The following is a 19,326-nucleotide window of genomic DNA, read 5'->3' as shown; positions in this document are numbered from 1 at the left end:
GCTTAGCTCACTTCCTCTCCGTGCGCTTGCTTGTCAGCATGATAAGAAGAACGCACCAGCGGGCCGCAAGCCGAATGGGTGAACCCCAGAGATTTGGCCATCTCGGTATATTCATCAAACTCGTCTGGGTGCACATAGCGGTCCACAGGCAAATGGCTCTTCGACGGCTGCAGATACTGGCCAATAGTCAGCATATCAATATCATGCTCGCGCATATCACGCATGACCTCGAAGATTTCCTCCTTGTGCTCTCCCAAGCCCACCATCAAACCGGATTTGGTCAACACATCCGGACGACGCTTTTTGTATTCTTGCAGCAGTTTTAAGGACCAGGCGTAATTCGCTCCGGGACGGGATTGTCGATACAAACGCGGTACCGTTTCCAAGTTGTGATTGAACACATCCGGCGCTTCCGCCTCGAGAATGTCCAGCGCGGTATCCATACGACCGCGGAAATCCGGCGTCAGGATTTCAACCTGAAGATTGGGCGACAAATCCCGGGCTTCACGAATACAATCGGCAAAATGCTTCGCCCCACCATCACGCAAATCATCGCGATCCACTGAGGTAATAACCACGTACTTTAAACGCATTTCGGCGATGGCTTCTGCCAAATTACGTGGCTCGCCTTGATCCAAGGGCAATGGCTTACCATGGCCTACATCGCAGAATGGGCAGCGGCGAGTACAGATTTCTCCCATAATCATAAAGGTCGCGGTGCCCCCCGCAAAACACTCGCCAAGATTCGGGCAACTGGCCTCTTCACATACGCTGGCCAAACCGTTTTTACGCAGGATTTTTTTGATTCGATCCACTTCTGGAGATGCAGTCATGCGCACCCGAATCCAATCGGGCTTACGTTTGACTTCATCACTGCTGATCACCTTTACAGGGATACGCTCTACCTTGTCGGCGTCACGAAGCTTTTCGCCCGCTTTATGGCGTCGGGTGCGCTTTACGGGAATATTTTCAGGTCTTTCGCTCACGTTGTTCTCACTCGCAGGTCGCTATCGCAGGCAAACCTGCCACGTCATTTTTAATATCGTAGCCCAGCTGCTCCATCAAGCAACGAACCAACTCAGACTCCACTTTGTTAAAATCAGGATTGCCGTCTAACAGATCCGCCATTTGCACCATCTGCATACCCTGATAACCACAGGGGTTAATTCTCAGGAACGGTTCCAGTGACATATCCACATTCAGGCTCAAACCGTGAAAGCTGCACCCTTTTCTAACACGCAGACCCAACGATGCAATTTTGGCATCGTTGACATAAACACCAGGTGCATCAGCTTTCGGGTAAGCCTCTAAACCAAAACCCGCCAAGGTATTCACCAATGCGGTTTCAATGGCCGTCACTAAATCTCTGACACCGATTCCCAGTCGACGTAAGTCTATCAGCGGATACAGAACCAATTGCCCTGGCCCGTGATACGTCACCTGGCCCCCGCGGTCAACCTGCACAACGGGGATATCACCGGGCATTAAAACATGTTCCGCTTTACCGGCCTGGCCTTGGGTAAAAACAGGAGGGTGCTGCACCAACCAGAACTCGTCGGGACTGTCAGCATCACGCTGATCGGTGTAATGGGACATGGATTGCCAAACCGGCTCGTAATCCATTAACCCTAGATTGCGAATCGTAATTGCCGGCATTTACAGGACCATTTTTACCAAGGAACTGCTGCGCAAATCATTGTGCAGAGCTTCTAACTGATCGACACCAGTGGCTGTAATAAGAACCGTGATCGACTGGAAGCTGCCCTTGCTGCTGTCTTTCAGACGAATACGCTCAGGGTCGAAACCTGGAGCGTGCTTGGAAAACACCTCCATTACCAGAGCCTGTAGCTCATCACCTGAATCACCCATAACTTTAATAGGGTAATTTTCACAGGGGAATTCAATTTTGGGGGCGTCTGGCTGACTCATAATTGCGGTACCGGTCTAACTTATGGAATGGCGGCATTATACCGCAAAGCTAGCCGGAGAGAGAGCGGCTGGCGAATTCAGCGATATGTACTAAATTCGCCGCCAAAAACGCTTAAAACGAAACTTAAGCGAAGAGATTGAAGACAAAAAGCTTAATCGTATCCCACAGGCGTGCAAAGAAACCGGCTTCCTGTACAGGCTCTAGCGCGACCAGAGGGACTTCGGCGATTTGCTTGCCATCCAGTTCCAGACTCAAACGGCCTAGCTCCTGACCTTCTGAAATTGGGGCTTCAAGAACATCATCCAGTTTCACCGTTTGCTTGATGCGCTCTTCGCCGCGACGAGGAATGGTCAGAGATAAGGACTTGTTTACACCGACAGCCACCTCTTTGACCTGACCACCCCAAACCCGCTGGCTCGCCAATTGCTGGCCAGCTTCCAGAGCTTGATGGGTTTCATAATAACGAAAGCCGTAGGCCAGTAACTTCTGTGATTCTGCAGCGCGGGACTTGTCTGATTTGGTTCCCATTACGACAGAAATCAAACGCATACCGCGTTTTACACCTGAGGCCACCAAACAAAAGCCCGCCTCTTCTGTATGTCCGGTTTTCAATCCATCAATGGACTTGTCCAAGAACAACAGACGGTTGCGATTCATCTGATCGATGCCGTTGTAGGTGAATGAGCGCTCCGCGTAAATTTCATAGTGCTCAGGGTAATCGTTAATGATGGCCTTCGCCAAAATCGCCAAATCACGTGCAGTGGTGTAATGCCCTTCCGCAGGCCAACCCGTGGCATTAAGGTACTGAGTACTGGTCATGCCTAAAATAGCGGCCTGTTGATTCATCACGTCCGCAAACGCTTCTTCGCTGCCCGCAATATGTTCTGCCAAAGCAACACTGGCGTCATTACCAGATTGAATGATCACCCCTCTCAGCAAATCTTTCACGCTGACTTGGGTGCCTTCACGAATGAACATTTTAGAACCGCCCATCTTCCAGGCCCGCACGGAAACATTCACCTGATCGTCCTCACCAACATTGCCACGATCCATTTCACTGGAAACAATGTAGCTGGTCATCATTTTGGTCAGGCTCGCTGGTGGCAACATCTCATCGGCATTATGTTCGACCAGAATCTCACCGGTTTCAGCATCCAACAGCAAATACGCAGTCGCGGCCAGTTGTGGTGGCGCTGGAATTAACTGCTGGGCCAACGCCGACGTCACCGTTAGGCACAGGATGAAAAAGGAAACGATAGTTCTCATGTGTCTGGACTGTCCTATATAAAATTATTCATTCACTACGAAGCCTGAACCAAGACTCAAGGCTTGCAAAGTTTGTCTTACTGCCGCGATGTCATTCACTTTGGCCAAGGGGCCAATATGAACCCTAAACAGCCCTCTCGCCTGTGTCAGACGCATGGGCTCACGAATGCTGTTACGCAAACGCGCCAGTAATTGTTCAGCAGATTGGCGCTGACTGAACGCCGCTACCTGCAAAAAAGATTGTCTCCCGGCGCGTGGGTTTTGAGGTTGAGGGGACGATGGAGGGGCTTGTGCGATTCCCACTGTTGGCCTCACAGCAGCTGTGCCCACAGGCACCACTCCAGCATGACGCAGAGGGGGATTTCCCGTATCAATGGCCTCAACCGAAACCGGAGCCGTACCTCGTTCAGCAAAACCCAGCTTACTCGCCGCTGCGTAACTCAAATCAATGACTCGATTGCCATGAAACGGGCCTCGGTCATTGACTCTCACCACTACCGAGCGTCCATTTTGATGATTGGTCACACGCACATAGCTGGGAATCGGCAGCGTTTTATGAGCCGCCGTCATTGCGTACATGTCGTAGACCTCGCCATTGGACGTATTACGACCATGGAATTTCTTGCCATACCAGGAGGCCTCACCCTGTTCGCGAAAGCCTTTGGAATCTGATAACACACGATAGGTTTTGCCAAAAATAACATAGGGGCTTTTATTTCCGGCGCGTGTTCGCGTCTCCTTTTTTGGAACGGCATCCGGTGAGCCAGAAAAATCCAGCGGACGCGATGGGCCGCTGTCTTTGATTTCCTGCTGGCTACAAGCACACAGACCAAGCACCATGATCAGCTGCGCCAATCTCGAAATATACTTGTTCTGAAAACCGTACATCATGATTCGCCTTACGCTTCTGTATTCGCTGCGTCGTACTGTTTACGGATTTCCTGCGCCAACTGATAAACCGCCATAGCGTACATGCGGCTATGATTGTAGCGGGTAATGACATAAAAGTTGTGCAAACCCAACCAGTATTCTGTTCCTTTGGCGCCTTCCAATTTCACCAGGCTGCTCTCACTGTCTGAGGGCACATCAATCAAAGGCGTGAAGCCAGCCTCTCGCAGAGAAGCGACAGTGTATTTGGGTTTCAGAGACTGATTGGCCAGTTCACTGTTGAAATTACTCTCCAGCGCAGCCCTGGCAACCACAGGCTCCCCTTGTCGCCAGCCGTGGTTTTTGAAGTAGTTGGCCACACTACCAATGGCATCCCGTTTGTTCTTCCAGATGTCAGCAATGTTATCGCCATCAAAATCAACAGCATAGGCGCGGAAACTGGAAGGCATAAACTGTCCGTACCCCATAGCTCCAGCATAAGAACCTTTGAGGGCCAGCGGGTCTTGCTGTTGTTCACGCGTTAAACGTAAATAGTGCTTAAGCTCTTTGGTAAAAAACTTACTGCGCTTGGGGTAATCGAAAGCCAGCGTGGACAACGCATCCAACACCCGGTAACTGCCCATGATTCGGCCGTAGCGTGTTTCCACACCAATAATGGCAACAATAATTTCAGGGGGAACACCATATTTTTCAGAGGCTTCAGTCAATGCCGCTTGATTGTCCTGCCAAAACTTCACACCTTTGCCAGCACGCTTGCCGTCCAGAAAAATCTTGCGATAAGACTTCCACTGCAATGTCCTTTCAGCTGGACGGGAGATAGCATCCAGAATCGACTGCTTTTTTTCAGCCTGGGCGAACAATGCTTCCAACTCAGCCTTGGAGAAATCATCCTCAGCCACCATCTCGCCAATCAGTTTTTGAGCCAGTGGATGCTGCTCATAACCTTTGGCCTGAGCTGCCGCGGCGGTCAACAAAGACACCCCCATAACCAAGCCAAGCTTGGCCGTTTTCTTCAACGTTTCCATCATCTAAACAAACTCTCTAAACAAGACCCAAAGCAGGTCTAGGTTAACAATATTCTGCAATCAGGCCCAGTGCCAACCCGGCCCCTGAAACCTAAAAATTTCTTCGCATGGCGCCCTAGATGCTCACCTTACGCCGCTCGGTACTGATGGCCATCAACAGACCAAAACCCGTCAACAGTGTGACAATTGCTGTACCACCATGACTCACCAGCGGCAAAGGCACCCCCACGACTGGCAGCAATCCTGTCACCATGCCAATGTTCACAAAAATATAAACAAAAAACGTAAACGTAATACAGCCCGCAAGGATACGATTGAAGCTGGATTGAGCCCGCGAAGCGATCAACAGCCCACGTCCGAGAATAAACAGATAAATCAACAGCAGCAGCAACACCCCCAGCAAACCAAACTCTTCAGCTAACACCGCAATAATAAAATCGGTGTGGCTCTCCGGCAGAAAATTCAGCTGTGATTGCGTGCCATTCATCCAACCCTTTCCGTAAATGCCTCCAGAGCCAATAGCAGTTTTCGACTGAATGATGTTCCAACCCGCACCCAGCTTGTCAGCTTCAGGATTAAACATGGTGAGAATGCGTTGCTTCTGATAATCCCGCAGCACAAATTGCCACATCGGCCAGGCGCTCATCAATGCAAGAAAAGCAGCCCCTAAAATGTAACGCCAACGCAAGCCGGAGAAGAACAAACCAATCAAACCGGATGCCGCAATCAGCAGGGAGGTTCCCAAATCTGGCTGCTCCAGAATCAGCACCGTCGGTAAGCCGACAATCATGAGGCTAATCACAATGTGCTTAAAACTTGGCGGCAACACCCGAGCGCCTAAATAGGAAGCCACCATCATAGGGACCGCCAGCTTAATCACTTCTGAAGGCTGAAAACGAAAGCCACCCAGACTCAACCAACGCTGGGCACCTTTTGCTCCGGACCCCATCACCAACACCAGCGCCAGTAGGCCTACCCCCCCCAAATAAAACCAGGGTGACCAGCGCTGCAGAAAACTCATTTTGAATTGCGCGGCCGTGAACATGGCCACATAGCCAAGTGCAATAAACACCGCCTGGCGCTGCACATAAAATTTGGTTTCGCCGCTGGCACTGTAGAGCACAATCAAACCATATGCCGTCAACGCAAACAGTCCAAACAACAATGGGATATCAATATGAATGCGCTGCCAGAAACCTACCGGTTTACGGAGATCCCGACTCGCTTCGGGCATTCGGCGTTGGAAATCCTGCTGCACCATCAGCGCCCAACCTCCACTGCGTCATCTCCAATGTAAGCGGCGGTGTTTTGTTCGGCATCTTCCGGCAGATCACCGTCAAGCTGGCCATGCAGTAAGTATTCATCGAACAGCACACGAGCAATCTTGGCCGCCGAAGAACTTTTTTCACCATTCTCAACAATCACCGCCACCGCAATTTTCGGATCATCCGCCGGTGCGTATCCGACAAACAGGGCGTGATCTCGCTGGCGTTCAGCTAGCGCTTCCGAATCGTACTCGGCATCTTGAGCAATTCCGACCACTTGTGCGGTGCCGGTTTTGCCGCCCATACGAAAATTCGCTTTGCGTGCAATGGATTTCGCCGTACCACGCTGGCCGTGCACAACCTCTTCCATGGCATCCATCACCAGTGCCCAGTTTTTCTCACTGGCATTCACGACTTGAGACGCTTTATCCGGCAACTCTTCTTCGCCAACCCTCTGTACCAACCTCGGCTGGCGACGCACACCTTTTGAGGCCATCGTGGCCGTCATGGAAGCCAATTGCAGCGGAGTTGTTAACACAAAGCCCTGACCAATCCCCATATTCAAGCTGTCACCTGGAAACCAGGGTAAACCTCTCACGCCACGCTTCCACTGGCGGGATGGCCAAAGACCCGAGCGCTCACTGGGCACATCGACACCGGTACGCTCGCCCAAACCAAATTTATCGCCGAAACTGTGCATACGATCAATGCCCATGCGAAACGCCAGATCGTAGTAATACACATCACAGGATTCGGCCACCGCCTGTTTTAAGGCGATGCGATGACCGTGGCCACGTTTTTTCCAATCTCGATAACGGCGCTCTTCACCCTCTAACTGGTAATACCCGGGATCGCGCACAGAATAGTGTTCATCGATAATGTTGGCTTCCAGCCCTCCCAAAGCCAGCATAGGCTTTAAGGTTGATCCCGGCGGGTACCCACCTTGTATGGCACGATTAAACAGGGGCAAATCCGGTGATTCATTCAACGCTTTATAGTTCTTAAAGCTGATGCCCGTCACAAATAAATTAGGGTCATAACTCGGCGCACTCACCATGGCCAGCACGCCACCACTGGCGATTTCAATCGCTACCACTGCACCCCGTCGACCGCCGAGAGCCGACACCGCCTTGCGCTGCAATTGCGCATCCAAAAACAGTTTCAGGTTTTCACCCGGAGTCGGGTCTGTCCGCTCGAGCACGCGAAGCACTCGCCCCCGCGCATTAGTTTCCACCTGCTGATAACCAACTTCTCCCAGCAACAAGGTTTCATACTGTTTTTCAAGACCAATTTTGCCGATGGAATCCGTGCCGTTGTACAGCGCATATTCTTCGCTATCGAGTGCTTTGAGTTCTCGCTCATTAATCCGACCAACATACCCAACATTGTGGGCAAACAAGTCCATTTGCGGGTAGTAACGCACCAATTGCGCCTCCACCACCACGCCTTTCAAGCGATACTCATTCACCGCTATCTTGGCAATTTCTTCTTCGTCCAGCAGGTAACGCAGAGGGATTGGCTCATAAGGGCGGCGACGACGTTTGGGTCGTTTTAAACGTTTGTCAAAGTCTTCCAGCTCATCGTCGCTGATATCCACCAACTGACGAATCAGGCGTAAGGTGGCATCCAGAGATTCGACCTGTTCTTTAACAATCGACAAGGTGTAACTGGGACGATTTTCAGCCAACAGTTCTCCACGACGATCATAGATAAGCCCACGGGTCGGCGGCAAAGGCTGCACCTGGACACGATTGCGGTCGGATTGGGTAACGTAGGTTTGATATTCAACCACTTGCAGAGTGTAAAGCCGGGCGATCAACATAATCACCAGAGCAATGATCAGGCCGGCAACGATAATTGCCCGGCGAAAAAAGATGCGGGCTTCGTTGTAGTGGTCTTTAAATCGCAGATGCTCAGACATACGCACCCATACCGATTGCGCTTGCGATCATTCCACACGCCAGGATTATGTCCATGCCGTCCCCAAGCAGCCAAGTTGCTGCCCTAAAAGCTTTATCACTACGGCACCCAGATATTTATTTATGATATGGGTGATTATTTAAAATGGTCCATGCCCGATATAACTGCTCAATGAGCACAATTCGAACCAATGGATGTGGCAGGGTCAGCGCCGATAATGACCAGCGGGCGTCGGCTCGTTGCAAACATTCTGCGGACAAACCATCCGGGCCACCAATGAGCAAACTATAGTTATCGCCTTCCATGCGCCAATGGGCCAACTTGCCCGCGAGCTGCTCGGTACTCCAGGGCTTGCCCTTTACATCCAGAGCAATCACTTTATCCCCTTCGGGAATCGCCGCAAGCATCGCCTCGCTTTCTTTCGCGATGGCTTTTTCGATAGACGCATTTTTCCCCCGAGGCCCCAGCGGCAATTCTACGACCTCAACCGGGAAATCACGTGGCAAACGTTTGGCGTAATCTTTAAAACCGGTCTCAACCCAAGCCGGCATTTTCGTGCCGACTGCTATGATTCGAGTTCGCATAATTCAATTAGTTCAGATCGCCTTCGTCGCTTTCTTCCTTGCGGCCGGCGGGCTCCATCGACCAGAGCTTTTCCAAATCGTAAAAGCGTCGACTTTGCTCGAGCATGACGTGCACCACGATAGCGCCCAAGTCCACCAACACCCATTCGCCACTTTCCATGCCTTCGACGCCCAGGGGCTGTTCACCCGCGGCTTTCACGTCGACCACAACGTTATTCGCCAGAGACTTTACATGACGACTGGAAGTGCCTGTCACAATGACCAGCGTATCCATGACATCGCTCAGTTCAGCAACATCCAAACTTACAATATCCTGCCCTTTGACATCTTCCAGGGCATTGATGACAACTTGATTCAAATCCAAAAAAACAACCTCTTCGTGTTAAGGCGCACAGTATAAACCATGCGTATCAATATATTTCGCCACAGCCTCCGGCAAATGAGCCACCGCCAACGGTGGCACACCCTCCAATAACTGTTGGCGTATGTGAGTGGAGGATATATCCAACAACGGTGCCTCCAACTCGAACCAGCGACCATTGCGATGTTGTAACAGTTCTTCTTTGTTTTCACAGCGACGCTGCTGTAATTGTGTGCTCAAAGCGTCCGGCAATCCGTTTTCAGTGCGCTGTTCAAGAACGCCATCCCAGGACCACCCCGGACGGGCGAAAACCACAATATTGGCCAGTTCGAACAACTCCGGCCAATCTTTCCAGCGGTGCAGTTGCAATAGCGAATCCAAGCCCATACAGAAACACAGGCAACAGTCCTCACCATGTTCCTGACGCCAATGTCGCAGGGTATCCACGGTGTAAGACGGTCCCTCACGCTGCAGCTCCCGGCTATCTACCTCCAATTCAGGATAGCCCTGAATTGCTAAGCGAGCCATGTCAACTCGCTCCGTGCTACTCGCTCCGGCCCCATTTTTCAGTGGTTGGCGATGAGCCGGGAGCAAAGCCATCTGTTCCAGTGCCAATGTCTTACGAACGTCTTCCGCAAGCGTTACATGCCCATAGTGGACAGGGTCAAAGCTGCCACCCAACAAACCATAGGCCGGTAATTTAGTTACGGATATGGCCATCACCAAACACGATCCATTTTTGAGACGTCAGGCCCTGCAGGCCAACTGGCCCCCTGGCGTGAATTTTATCAGTAGAAATACCGATTTCCGCACCCAAACCGTATTCAAAACCGTCCGCAAAACGAGTGGACGCGTTGGCCATCACCGATGCCGAATCCACTTGAGCAAGAAAGCGTCGAACACGGCTGTAATCTTCCGAAACAATACTTTCCGTATGGCCAGAACTGTGTGCCGCAATATGATCCATCGCCTCGGCCATATCAGCCACCACTTTTACCGCCAAAATGGGAGCCAGGTATTCGGTATCCCAATCAATATCCTGAGCGAGCGTCAATTGCTCAGCACCCGAGCCTTGCGCTTTCAAGGCGGCATAAGAGCGTTCACAGGCCCTTAACTGCACACCCTTCCGCCAATAATCCTGGGCCAGAGTCGATAAAAACTCACCCGCCAAGGATTCATGAACCAACAAGGTTTCCATGGCATTGCAGACACCATAGCGATGAGTCTTCGCATTCAGCGCAATGTTCCGGGCCTTGTCCAAATCCGCCTTGTCATCGATATACACATGACAAATACCGTCGAGATGCTTTATCACACTCACTTTCGCCTCGGCGCTGATGCGCTCAATCAGGCCTTTACCACCACGAGGCACGATGACATCAACATATTCGGGCAGGGTAATCATGGCAGAGACCGCCGCCCGGTCGGTCGTTTCAATGACCTGCACCGCTTCTTCCGGCAAACCTGCGGCCTTGAGCCCTGCCGCAATACAGGCCGCAATGGCCTGATTTGAGTGAAAGGCCTCTTTACCGCCCCGCAGAATCGTAGCATTACCAGATTTAAGACACAGGCTTGCCGCATCAATGGTTACATTGGGTCGGGACTCATAAATAATGCCCACAACCCCCAAAGGCACTCGCATTTTTCCAACTTGAATACCGCTCGGGCGATAACTCATCTCGCTGATTTCCCCGCAAGGATCAGCCAGAGCGGCTATCTGCTCCAGCCCCTCGATCATCTGATCGATGGTTTGCTCCTGAATAGCCAATCGGTCCAATAGCGCCTCTTCCAGGCCATTGTCACGCCCGGCATTCACATCCAAGGCATTCGCCGCCAGAATCGCCTCTTGGCGAGCCTTTAATTCGGTAGCAATCGCCAACAACGCCGCGTTCTTTTGGCCGCTATCGGCAGCCGACAAATGTCGTGAAGCGGCTCGGGCTTTCTGCCCCACCTCACGCATATAGTGTTCAATGTTCATAGTTTTGCTAAAGCCAGATCAATGGGTTTTGAGCTCGTGGGCCGAGCTTATAATGTCTTATCGTCTCTCAGTCCTAAACGACCCATTCGCCAATGAGTTTTGTGCCTTTTGCATTCAGGCCCGCCCAAGATCAGGAGAACTGCGCATTATAGCGCTTTTCGGGCCGACTGGCTGCGCCCTCGACGCCTGATTTGGCCACCTGAAGAGAATAAGGGCTAGCCCAGTTTCAGCTAGGGTTCAGGCAAGCGCTTTTAGCCTCAGAATTAGATCCGGCTGATCAAGTAAAAAGCGCAAGCTCGCATGGAGGCTAAAAGTGTCAACCTCAAGCCATATTGGAGAGGAGTTCACCATGAATGCACTGACCAGATATCCGCAATGGAATCACCGACGCCCTTACAAAGCATACTGCCACAACGCCAAATGCTGCTGCCTTCGCTCGACACCGGAATCAACATAACAGGCCGACATTTCAGATATTCCAGTGTAAAATACCACGACACCGTGGCCACAGACGTCAGCAAAGTATTGAGCGTCAGCAACACTGACTGAATACCCCGCAAAAAGCGAAGCACAGGGAAAGGCAGATTGATTTCTACGGGAAACGCACTGTTCTGAAAACAAAAACAACAAAACCGCTACGGCACAACGAGCTCAAATCGGATAACTTACATGACGATGCATCGAATAATGACAGGCCTGCTCAGCGCTTTTCTAGCGGGCACCGCTACGCTCAGTTTGAACGCAGCAGGAGAGAACATAACGATTGCGGACACCGTCAAAGCAAGCACTCCACCGCCCCCCCAAAGCCGAATTATTTATCAGCTCGCCAAAGCTGGCAGCCAAGACGATGGCAAGGCCAGCCCAGCTGGACAAGCCAAAGCCGCCCAGAAAGCCCTCAAAAAGTCCAAGGGAAAAGTTCTCAAAGTTCAACGAGGACAAGGCGGTTACACTGTGAAAGTGCTTACAGGGTCTGGTAAAGTTCAACAAATCTGGATTGCAGACTAAAATAACAGCACAACCACTGTCGGCTATCGGCAACATAGCCCTGGGATTAAACAGTTACGAGACCTCCTATGCGTTTACTTGTAGTGGAAGATGAGCCTCATATTCGTGAGCAGATTTGCACCCAACTAAAATCCGCCGGTTATGTGAGCGACGCCTGTGGCGATGGCCGTGAAGCCATTTTTCTAGGCACCGAACACCCCTACGATTTGGCCATCATCGATCTCGGCCTTCCTGAGGTTGATGGCCTTGAAGTGGTGAAACAGTTACGTGCAGAAGGTCAGAAATACCCTATTCTCATTCTTACTGCCCGCGGCAACTGGCAAGACAAAGTTGAGGGGCTGGAAGCTGGCGCCGACGACTACGTCGTCAAGCCGTTCCAAAACGAAGAACTGCTCGCTCGAATTAATGCTCTGCTGCGACGTGCCGCTGGCCACGCCAGCCCCAGCCTGGATTACGGCCCATTGGTAATCAATACTGCGGCAAAAACCGTCAGCCGCGATGGCGTAAAACTGGAACTGACCAGCTTCGAATACAACACCCTGGAATATCTGGCTCTGAATGCGGGCAAACTGGTTTCAAAAACCGAGTTGACCGAACACCTTTACGATCAGGATTTCGATCGCGACAGCAATGTCATTGAAGTCTTTATTGGGCGCCTTCGTAAGAAGATCGACCCCAACAGCGATTTAAAGCCCATCGACACCGTTCGCGGTCAAGGTTACCGATTCGCTTTGGAAACACAGAGCTAAGGCCCATCCGCTTTGCGACTATTTCGTTCACTCGCGTCACGCTTTACTCTGGCCTCACTGCTGGTTTTACCAGCGGTGCTTGGACTAAGCGGCTACATGCTCGACCAGGCGTTCCAGCGCAGCCTGACCTCGGCTGAGAAAAACCGCCTCGGCAGTCAGATGTATATGCTGCTAGGCTCCATCGATATTAGTGGCGGGCAGCCTCAAATTTCCCAGGAACTGCACGACCCCGGCTTCAGTCGGCCAGGTTCCGGTCTATACGCTTGGATTTTCACACCGGAAGGCATGCAGTGGCAGTCCCCTTCCGTGCTTTTTCCAACCCCATCGGATTTAAAACCCGAGCGGATCAATGCTGGCAAGGAACATTTTCAGGACCTGATCAGCAGCCAGGGCCGAGTTTTCAGTTTGAGTTTTGATGTTGAGTGGGAAAACAATGAAGGTAATTTACCGGTTCGCTTGATTATTTGGCGCGACAGCTCGGTATGGGACGCAGAGTTGCGCAGCTATCGCCAACAATTGGGGCAGTGGCTTGGCAGCCTCGGCATTTTTATTATCTTTGCCCAATTGCTGATCATGCGCTGGGGCCTTCAGCCCTTAAAGCGTTTGAAATCCGATATCGACAAACTGCGAGAGTCGCCTGACGAACAACTGCCGGGCAACTACCCATCCGAGATCATTCCAGTTACCCAGAGTCTGAATCAGGTGCTCGCCAACCAAACCCAACAAAGTGAACGCTATAAAAATACCCTCAACGATCTGGCCCACAGTTTGAAAACGCCGCTGGCGGTCATCTCTGGCTTCGCTCAGCAAGACCCTGAACTGGAAAAAAAATTGGCCGACCCACTGCGTCGCATGGATGAAATCGTCAGTCATCAGTTGAGCCGCGCGAGCCTGGGAGCCAAGGTCAACATCAACCGCAGCATCAACTTGCGTCAGCTATGTAAGCGACTCATTAACGCTCTGGGCAAGGTTTATGACCGCGATGAAAAGGATTTTTCCCTTTTGATTCCTGCCGACTGCCTGATACAGGGCGAAGAGGCTGATTTTATGGAGCTGATGGGCAACTTCTTGGACAATGCCTGCAAATACGGCCGACGCCAAGTCTTTGTGGATGCCGAGGAAATGGATGGCCAGTGGGTGATTCGTGTTGAAGACGACGGCCCCGGAGTGGCCGGTAATCAACGACAGAGCATTTTGACGCGGGGACAACGGGCTGACACCGCCAACAAAGGCCAGGGTATTGGTCTGGCTGTCGCCATTGATATCGTCAGTGCGTACAGCGGCAGCGTCGAAGTGGGCCGCTCCCCGATCTTAGGGGGTGCGTCCTTTATTCTGACTCTTCCGGTTCAGCGTTAGACTCATCACCGGGCTTGGTCGACATCGACATAAACAGGGACCGCAGTTCTGACTGATTGGTGACAATCCAGCAAAATACAGGCACCAGTACCGGCAGCATCAAGGTTGCCAATTGAAAACCCAAAGCAATAAAATCTCTCGATGCATACCAATGGCGATTGGCTTCCATAAAAGCACCGCCCAGCCCAACCATCACGGATTTTGCACACAGAAATACCATGCTGACTGTAACGACCGAATAGAGAACCAGAAGCGATATCACCATGTTCTTTTTGACATTCCAGTTCCACAAGGCGGTTTGTAAAGCGAAATAAAACGGAACCGAGTAACTCAACACTCGCACATTGGACTCAAACGCCAAGGCATAACCCGCCGCGCGAGCGGGCACAAGTCGACCTTGCACCTCTCCCCAATTGCTCACCACCTGCAAGGTTCCATCGGTCAGCTGAAGACTGTTCACAGAATCGGGCAAGAGCCACTCCAAAATTGCGCCGGCCATATCGCTGGCCGGCTGAAGCCACCCGTCCCCCATAAACCACCACAGAGCAAAGCAGGGAATCATGGCCACAATAATGCGAATAAAAAACGCACCAGGGCCAATATTGGCCGCTCGCTTAATCATGCTGCAACCTCGTCCCCAGAGTCAGAATCCAGTGGGCGGTTAATCACCCGCAACCAGACAAGGAAGACCGCCAACACATCAACCATGATCAGCACAGGCCACAAATACAAATGAGCCCACTCGAACACCTGCATATTCCACTGTCCCAGATAGAACAAACTGATGATGCGCAAGATATTCGCCGCCTGGATAGCAAAAAAGCCGATCACTACCACCGCAAGCTTTTGCTTCAAGGTCGCCGGGAAAGCAACTGCTGCTGCAATCAGCATAATGGTCGCTTCCACGCCATTACAACCTGGCTCAATCGAAACGGCAAAGCCATTTACAGAGCTCTGTAAAATTTTCCCGTAAGCGAGCACGTTTCCATCAAAGGGTGTGACAATGGCGACACACACCTTGGCGATGAAAGCGGTAAAAGGAAGGATGACATTTTCCTGAACTGGCCCCAACATTTCGAGACCAAACAATACGACGAGAACGGCAAAAAACCAGGCACTGTAGCGCAGCATCGATTTTCCTTGGGCGACTTAGGTTCGGCCCCTTATGCTTCAGGGCCGAGAGGTTTAAACAGTAACAACAGTTTTGGCAACAAAACCAGGGAGGCCAAGGTTGCTGCAATCATTGAACCACCGGTCAACAGTCCAAAGTAAATCGAAGGAATAAACTCCGACAAGGCCAGAACCGAGAAACCAACAATAATGGTAATAGCAGTATAGTACAGCGCTCGTCCAATCGTCCCATGGGAACGATGCATCGTCGCCACATAGTTACCGTCTTTTTCAAATTCCCGCTTGAAACAGGTGATGTAATGAATCTCATGATCCACCGCAATTCCGACAGTAATAGCAGCAATCGTGATGGTCATCATATCCAAGGGAATGCCTGCCCACCCCATCCCACCAAGGACCATAAACGCCGCCAGCATATTGGGCACGATGGCAATCAAGGCAAGTGAAACCGAACGAAACAGAATGACAAACATAATCATGATGGCAATAAAGACCGCCCCTAAGGTCATGATTTGAGAGTCAAACAAACTGTTGAGCATATTGTTGTACAGCACCAGCATACCACTGAAGTGGACCTGTTCAGGCGCATAACCCAGCTCGTTGATGGCATGGTCACGAATCTTACTCATGATGGTCATACGATCCAGCTCTGGGCTGGTCTCCACCAGGCGCATGGCGATGCGGGTTTGTTCCTGCTCGATAGCCAGATACGGTTTAACCAAGACGTCATTAATGCTGTCGGGCAAGGCCTGACGGAGAATCGCCAGTTCAAAATCACTCAGGCTGCCGCCATTCACATCTTTGGCCACCTTGTAGGCAATGGCCAGAGACTGGACTTTTCCGACTTCAGGAAGCGACTCAAGATAATCGTGCAGGGATTCGACTTTGCTCAAGCCCGCAGTGGTGAACCAGTAAACAGATTCCGATTCTCCTGATTCATCGGCGAAGACATCATCCCCGAATTCATCACCAAACTCATCGGCGAACTCATCGTCTTCTTCGTTCGTCAGATCCTCGGCTGGCGCCTGTTCCGGCGCGACATCAATGATCAGCTCCAGCGGCATCGTGCCACCCAAACGTCGGTCGATCGCCTCCATTCCCTGATAGATTTCCGTGTCCTTGTGGAAGTAGTCGATAAAGCGATTATCCACTTTCAACAAAGACAGGCCGTAGGCAGAAAACGCCGCCGCGGCAATCGACAACAGAATAACCAATGTGCCACGCTGCTCAGCAAAGCGCGAAAAGCGCAATGTAAAGGCCTTGGATTGATCCCCATTATCTTTTGGATCACCCAAAGGCCAAACCATTAGGCCGGCAGGCAACAGAATAAAAGCCATGCAAAAACCAACGGCCAAGCCCATGGTCATCATCCAGCCAAAATCAATGACCGGGCGAATTCCGCTGACCACCAGAGAAGCAAAAGCAACCACCGTTGTCAGGGCTGTAAACAGGCAGGGGCGCAGCATATAGTGCACCATATCCATGACCAGCTGATCTTTACTCCAATGCGGGTGCTCACCATAGGACTCGCGAAAGCGAACCACCAAGTGAATGGTAATTGCCAAGGTAGCGATCAGCAGCAACGCCACAAAGTTGGATGAGATGACCGTCAAACGCCAATCCAGCCAGCTCAACATACCGAGCATCAAAACCGCCGTAACCAGACAGGTCGACAGGGGCAGAATGATAAAACGCCATTGGCGAAAAATTACCGCCAGCAGCAAAATAATAAACAAGACAATACCTATCCCGAACACCACCAAGTCGCTGCGAATAAAATCGATCATGTCCGCCGTGATCATGGTGACCCCGCCGACAAACATTTCCGCACGACCTGAATAGGCATCGACAATCTCGCGAACCTTGGCCACGCGGGCTTTGTCTTTTACGGCAGCCTCAGTGCGATAGGCCAGAAACTCTGCACTGACTTGTTCATACTCAATCTGTTGTTCGGGGCTGAGCGCATTGTTTTTAAATAAGGTGCGCAATTCATCGCGCTTTTTAACCAGCGCAAGGTAGGTATTATCAACTTTCAGATTCGCCAGGACGGCGGTGGTGCGTCCATCCGGGCTCAATAACATGTCTCGGTAAATCGGACTCTGCCAAAACTCCTGCTTGGCCAACGCGCGATCGACCCCGTCACTCATCAGCGTGCGGGGTTCAGCGCTGAGATCCGTCAAACTCAACTTCGGGCTGTACAATAGCGGCACATTCAGCATGCTCAGTACAGAATCAACCCCATCAACCTGAGCCAGGTCATTGGATAAACGTCGCAAATTTTCAATGGCTTCGTCTGAAAACAAATCGGCATTGGGACGATAAGTAACGACTAAAAAATCACCACTTTGATAGCGGCCATAGACTTCGCGGAAATAATCCAGGTCTTTGTCATTTTCAAGAGTCAGAGATTCGGATGACGCATCCAATTTGAAATTTGGCAGGCCAGCGGCGGCCGCAGCCGTCAACGCCAACACCAGCAACAGGCTAAACCAGGGGCGCTGAATGACAATTCCCTGGTAGAACGCCGCTAAACCTCTTAGCATGATAAATCCTAATAGACCTTAAATATTTACATGAGCCTTCCCTTTGAAGGCAACTTTCATTAAAAAAGGCGAATAATATCCTATCGGAACAGTAATAACCTGAAAAAGCCTGAAATTGACTGAACTTTACACCTGTAAAAACAGCCACTTAGCTTACGCCATATCGCGCACAAGAGACGATTACAGGGCCTTACTCGCGTATACTGCCGCTCTTTGAACACAGTCTGAGCTTGGGGTTCCTGAGTGCGCCTTTCAGACCCGAAAAACGCGGAACCGAAACGTACCTTAAGTAAGACCCCAAGCAACTTGAATGGACCATCGCATGCAAAACGCCGTTATTCTCGACGCCGACAGTTTAGGCCCCAATGACTTAAACCTCAGCCCACTACTCGATCAAGTCGAGCATTGGCAGATACACGGCAGCACCCTACCCCAGGATCGCATTGAGCGCTGCAAGAACGCTGAATTGATTGTCAGCAATAAGGTCGTGATTGATGCCGAGTTACTCAGGGCCTGCCCAAGACTCAAGTTGATTCTGATAGCGGCCACGGGCAGCAACAATGTCGATTTACCGGCGGCCGCGGCTCAAGGTGTTCAGGTCTGCAATGTTGCTGGCTATGGCACGGCCAGTGTCGCTCAGCACTGCTGGGCCATGATCCTGAATCTGGCAACGCAGCTACAACGCTATGACGCCGCCGCGAAAAATGGCCAATGGAGCAAAAGCCCCTTTTTCTGCCTGCTGGATTACCCCATCACAGAACTACAAGACAAGACCCTCGGCATCATCGGCCACGGTAGCATCGGTAAAGCCGTCAGCAATATTGGCGCAGCATTTGGCATGAACGTTTTAATTGCCGCCCGCAAAGGGCAGAACAACGATGACATCGAATCGGGCAGAACCGCCTTTTCTGAAGTGATCGAACAAAGCGACGTGATCAGCCTACACTGCCCCCTCACCCCCGCAACAAGCCACCTCATTGCCGAAGCCGAACTGCAAGCAATGAAGGCCAGCGCCTTGCTGGTCAACGTGTCTCGTGGCGGCCTAATTGATGAGCGTGCTTTGCACCGAGCATTGGACGAAGCCTGGATCGGCGGTGCCGCACTGGACACCCTGAGTCAGGAGCCACCTCCCAGCGATCACCCACTGCTGTCTTTGCAAGACCGCAATTTGATTCTGAGCCCGCACTCGGCCTGGGGCAGCCGCGAAGCCCGACAACGCCTCCTCAATATCATGGCGGACAATCTGACGGGTTTCTTGAAGGGTGCACCACAGAATCGCCTCTGCTAGTTATGCCGCCCTTCGCCGCAGATGTCACTCATTCGCG

General features: G+C 51.5%; 19 protein-coding genes. 4 read left to right on the top strand and 15 right to left on the bottom strand.

What is annotated here, in order from left to right; all coding sequences use genetic code 11:
* Nucleotides 1-2: 2 nt before the first annotated feature.
* From lipA to ABWW03_RS19395, 12 genes are all read right to left on the bottom strand, one after another.
* The gene (gene lipA / locus ABWW03_RS19450; RefSeq protein ID WP_353411259.1) at nt 3-986 is read right to left on the bottom strand and encodes a lipoyl synthase; all 984 of its coding nucleotides are present in this window, start codon (nt 984-986) and stop codon (nt 3-5) included.
* Nucleotides 987-993: 7 nt separating this feature from the next.
* Nucleotides 994-1,656: a lipoyl(octanoyl) transferase LipB gene (gene lipB, locus ABWW03_RS19445; protein WP_353411257.1), complete on the bottom strand. Its 663-nt coding sequence runs from the start codon at nt 1,654-1,656 to the stop codon at nt 994-996.
* Nucleotides 1,657-1,929 (bottom strand): YbeD family protein, encoded by a 273-nt coding sequence (locus ABWW03_RS19440; RefSeq protein ID WP_353411255.1) that lies wholly within the window; start codon nt 1,927-1,929, stop codon nt 1,657-1,659.
* A gap of 124 nt (nt 1,930-2,053) precedes the next feature.
* A complete protein-coding gene (locus ABWW03_RS19435; RefSeq protein WP_353411253.1) occupies nt 2,054-3,196 on the bottom strand; it encodes a D-alanyl-D-alanine carboxypeptidase family protein in 1,143 nt (380 codons plus the stop codon).
* 24 nt (nt 3,197-3,220) lie between these two features.
* Entirely contained in the window at nt 3,221-4,087 is an 867-nt protein-coding gene (locus tag ABWW03_RS19430; protein ID WP_353411251.1) for a septal ring lytic transglycosylase RlpA family protein, read from the bottom strand.
* A gap of 8 nt (nt 4,088-4,095) precedes the next feature.
* A complete protein-coding gene (gene mltB / locus ABWW03_RS19425) occupies nt 4,096-5,112 on the bottom strand; it encodes a lytic murein transglycosylase B (RefSeq protein WP_353411249.1) in 1,017 nt (338 codons plus the stop codon).
* A gap of 112 nt (nt 5,113-5,224) precedes the next feature.
* A complete protein-coding gene (gene rodA, locus ABWW03_RS19420; RefSeq protein WP_353411247.1) occupies nt 5,225-6,370 on the bottom strand; it encodes a rod shape-determining protein RodA in 1,146 nt (381 codons plus the stop codon).
* Nucleotides 6,370-8,295 carry a penicillin-binding protein 2 gene (mrdA, locus tag ABWW03_RS19415; protein ID WP_353411245.1) on the bottom strand — a complete coding sequence of 642 codons (1,926 nt, stop codon included), beginning with the start codon at nt 8,293-8,295 and terminating at the stop codon, nt 6,370-6,372. Before mrdA ends, rodA begins: the two co-directional genes overlap by 1 nt.
* A 115-nt stretch (nt 8,296-8,410) precedes the next feature.
* The gene (gene rlmH, locus ABWW03_RS19410) at nt 8,411-8,878 is read right to left on the bottom strand and encodes a 23S rRNA (pseudouridine(1915)-N(3))-methyltransferase RlmH (protein ID WP_353411243.1); all 468 of its coding nucleotides are present in this window, start codon (nt 8,876-8,878) and stop codon (nt 8,411-8,413) included.
* Between the two features lie 7 nt (nt 8,879-8,885).
* Entirely contained in the window at nt 8,886-9,242 is a 357-nt protein-coding gene (gene rsfS, locus ABWW03_RS19405) for a ribosome silencing factor (protein WP_353411241.1), read from the bottom strand.
* 18 nt (nt 9,243-9,260) lie between these two features.
* A complete protein-coding gene (gene nadD / locus ABWW03_RS19400; RefSeq protein ID WP_353411239.1) occupies nt 9,261-9,959 on the bottom strand; it encodes a nicotinate-nucleotide adenylyltransferase in 699 nt (232 codons plus the stop codon).
* On the bottom strand, nt 9,940-11,217 hold the full coding sequence (locus tag ABWW03_RS19395; protein WP_353411237.1) for a glutamate-5-semialdehyde dehydrogenase: 1,278 nt from the start codon (nt 11,215-11,217) through the stop codon (nt 9,940-9,942). Before ABWW03_RS19395 ends, nadD begins: the two co-directional genes overlap by 20 nt.
* 669 nt (nt 11,218-11,886) lie before the next feature.
* On the opposite strand from ABWW03_RS19395, the gene ABWW03_RS19390 reads away from it, so the two are divergent.
* From ABWW03_RS19390 to ABWW03_RS19380, 3 genes are all read left to right on the top strand, one after another.
* Complete coding sequence (locus tag ABWW03_RS19390) at nt 11,887-12,222, top strand: hypothetical protein (protein ID WP_353411235.1); 336 nt, start codon at nt 11,887-11,889, stop codon at nt 12,220-12,222.
* A 68-nt stretch (nt 12,223-12,290) separates the two neighbouring features.
* Nucleotides 12,291-12,971, top strand: coding sequence for a response regulator transcription factor (locus tag ABWW03_RS19385; RefSeq protein WP_166843229.1), 681 nt, complete (start codon nt 12,291-12,293; stop codon nt 12,969-12,971).
* A gap of 12 nt (nt 12,972-12,983) precedes the next feature.
* Nucleotides 12,984-14,327, top strand: coding sequence for an ATP-binding protein (locus ABWW03_RS19380; RefSeq protein ID WP_353411232.1), 1,344 nt, complete (start codon nt 12,984-12,986; stop codon nt 14,325-14,327).
* Here ABWW03_RS19380 and ABWW03_RS19375 read toward each other — a convergent pair.
* From ABWW03_RS19375 to ABWW03_RS19365, 3 genes are read right to left on the bottom strand one after another with little or no spacing between them, the layout of a single operon-like run.
* Nucleotides 14,299-14,949, bottom strand: coding sequence for an exosortase H-associated membrane protein (locus ABWW03_RS19375; protein ID WP_353411230.1), 651 nt, complete (start codon nt 14,947-14,949; stop codon nt 14,299-14,301). The genes ABWW03_RS19380 and ABWW03_RS19375 overlap by 29 nt on opposite strands.
* Nucleotides 14,946-15,458 carry an exosortase H gene (gene xrtH, locus ABWW03_RS19370; RefSeq protein WP_353411228.1) on the bottom strand — a complete coding sequence of 171 codons (513 nt, stop codon included), beginning with the start codon at nt 15,456-15,458 and terminating at the stop codon, nt 14,946-14,948. Before xrtH ends, ABWW03_RS19375 begins: the two co-directional genes overlap by 4 nt.
* 32 nt (nt 15,459-15,490) lie before the next feature.
* Nucleotides 15,491-18,001: an efflux RND transporter permease subunit gene (locus ABWW03_RS19365; RefSeq protein ID WP_353411226.1), complete on the bottom strand. Its 2,511-nt coding sequence runs from the start codon at nt 17,999-18,001 to the stop codon at nt 15,491-15,493.
* Nucleotides 18,002-18,311: 310 nt separating this feature from the next.
* Between ABWW03_RS19365 and ABWW03_RS19360 the strand changes: the two genes are divergently transcribed.
* Nucleotides 18,312-19,289, top strand: coding sequence for a D-2-hydroxyacid dehydrogenase (locus ABWW03_RS19360; protein ID WP_353411224.1), 978 nt, complete (start codon nt 18,312-18,314; stop codon nt 19,287-19,289).
* Nucleotides 19,290-19,326: the final 37 nt, after the last annotated feature.

It is taken from the genome of Pseudoteredinibacter isoporae (assembly GCF_040372805.1).
Taxonomy (GTDB): Bacteria; Pseudomonadota; Gammaproteobacteria; order Pseudomonadales; family Cellvibrionaceae; genus Pseudoteredinibacter; species Pseudoteredinibacter isoporae_A.
Note: the sequence above shows the minus strand (reverse complement) of the source record. Positions and strands in the feature narration are given on the sequence as shown.

Coding starts and splice junctions, on each gene's coding strand:
- ABWW03_RS19360 (WP_353411224.1), top strand. CDS start 18,312: ATGGACCATCGCATGCAAAACGCCGTTATTCTCGACGCCGACAGTTTA.
- nadD (WP_353411239.1), bottom strand. CDS start 9,959: ATGGCCATATCCGTAACTAAATTACCGGCCTATGGTTTGTTGGGTGGC.
- ABWW03_RS19365 (WP_353411226.1), bottom strand. CDS start 18,001: ATGCTAAGAGGTTTAGCGGCGTTCTACCAGGGAATTGTCATTCAGCGC.
- ABWW03_RS19440 (WP_353411255.1), bottom strand. CDS start 1,929: ATGAGTCAGCCAGACGCCCCCAAAATTGAATTCCCCTGTGAAAATTAC.
- rodA (WP_353411247.1), bottom strand. CDS start 6,370: ATGGTGCAGCAGGATTTCCAACGCCGAATGCCCGAAGCGAGTCGGGAT.
- ABWW03_RS19395 (WP_353411237.1), bottom strand. CDS start 11,217: ATGAACATTGAACACTATATGCGTGAGGTGGGGCAGAAAGCCCGAGCC.
- xrtH (WP_353411228.1), bottom strand. CDS start 15,458: ATGCTGCGCTACAGTGCCTGGTTTTTTGCCGTTCTCGTCGTATTGTTT.
- mrdA (WP_353411245.1), bottom strand. CDS start 8,295: ATGTCTGAGCATCTGCGATTTAAAGACCACTACAACGAAGCCCGCATC.
- ABWW03_RS19390 (WP_353411235.1), top strand. CDS start 11,887: ATGACGATGCATCGAATAATGACAGGCCTGCTCAGCGCTTTTCTAGCG.
- ABWW03_RS19435 (WP_353411253.1), bottom strand. CDS start 3,196: ATGAGAACTATCGTTTCCTTTTTCATCCTGTGCCTAACGGTGACGTCG.
- ABWW03_RS19430 (WP_353411251.1), bottom strand. CDS start 4,087: ATGATGTACGGTTTTCAGAACAAGTATATTTCGAGATTGGCGCAGCTG.
- lipB (WP_353411257.1), bottom strand. CDS start 1,656: ATGCCGGCAATTACGATTCGCAATCTAGGGTTAATGGATTACGAGCCG.
- rlmH (WP_353411243.1), bottom strand. CDS start 8,878: ATGCGAACTCGAATCATAGCAGTCGGCACGAAAATGCCGGCTTGGGTT.
- ABWW03_RS19385 (WP_166843229.1), top strand. CDS start 12,291: ATGCGTTTACTTGTAGTGGAAGATGAGCCTCATATTCGTGAGCAGATT.
- ABWW03_RS19375 (WP_353411230.1), bottom strand. CDS start 14,949: ATGATTAAGCGAGCGGCCAATATTGGCCCTGGTGCGTTTTTTATTCGC.
- mltB (WP_353411249.1), bottom strand. CDS start 5,112: ATGATGGAAACGTTGAAGAAAACGGCCAAGCTTGGCTTGGTTATGGGG.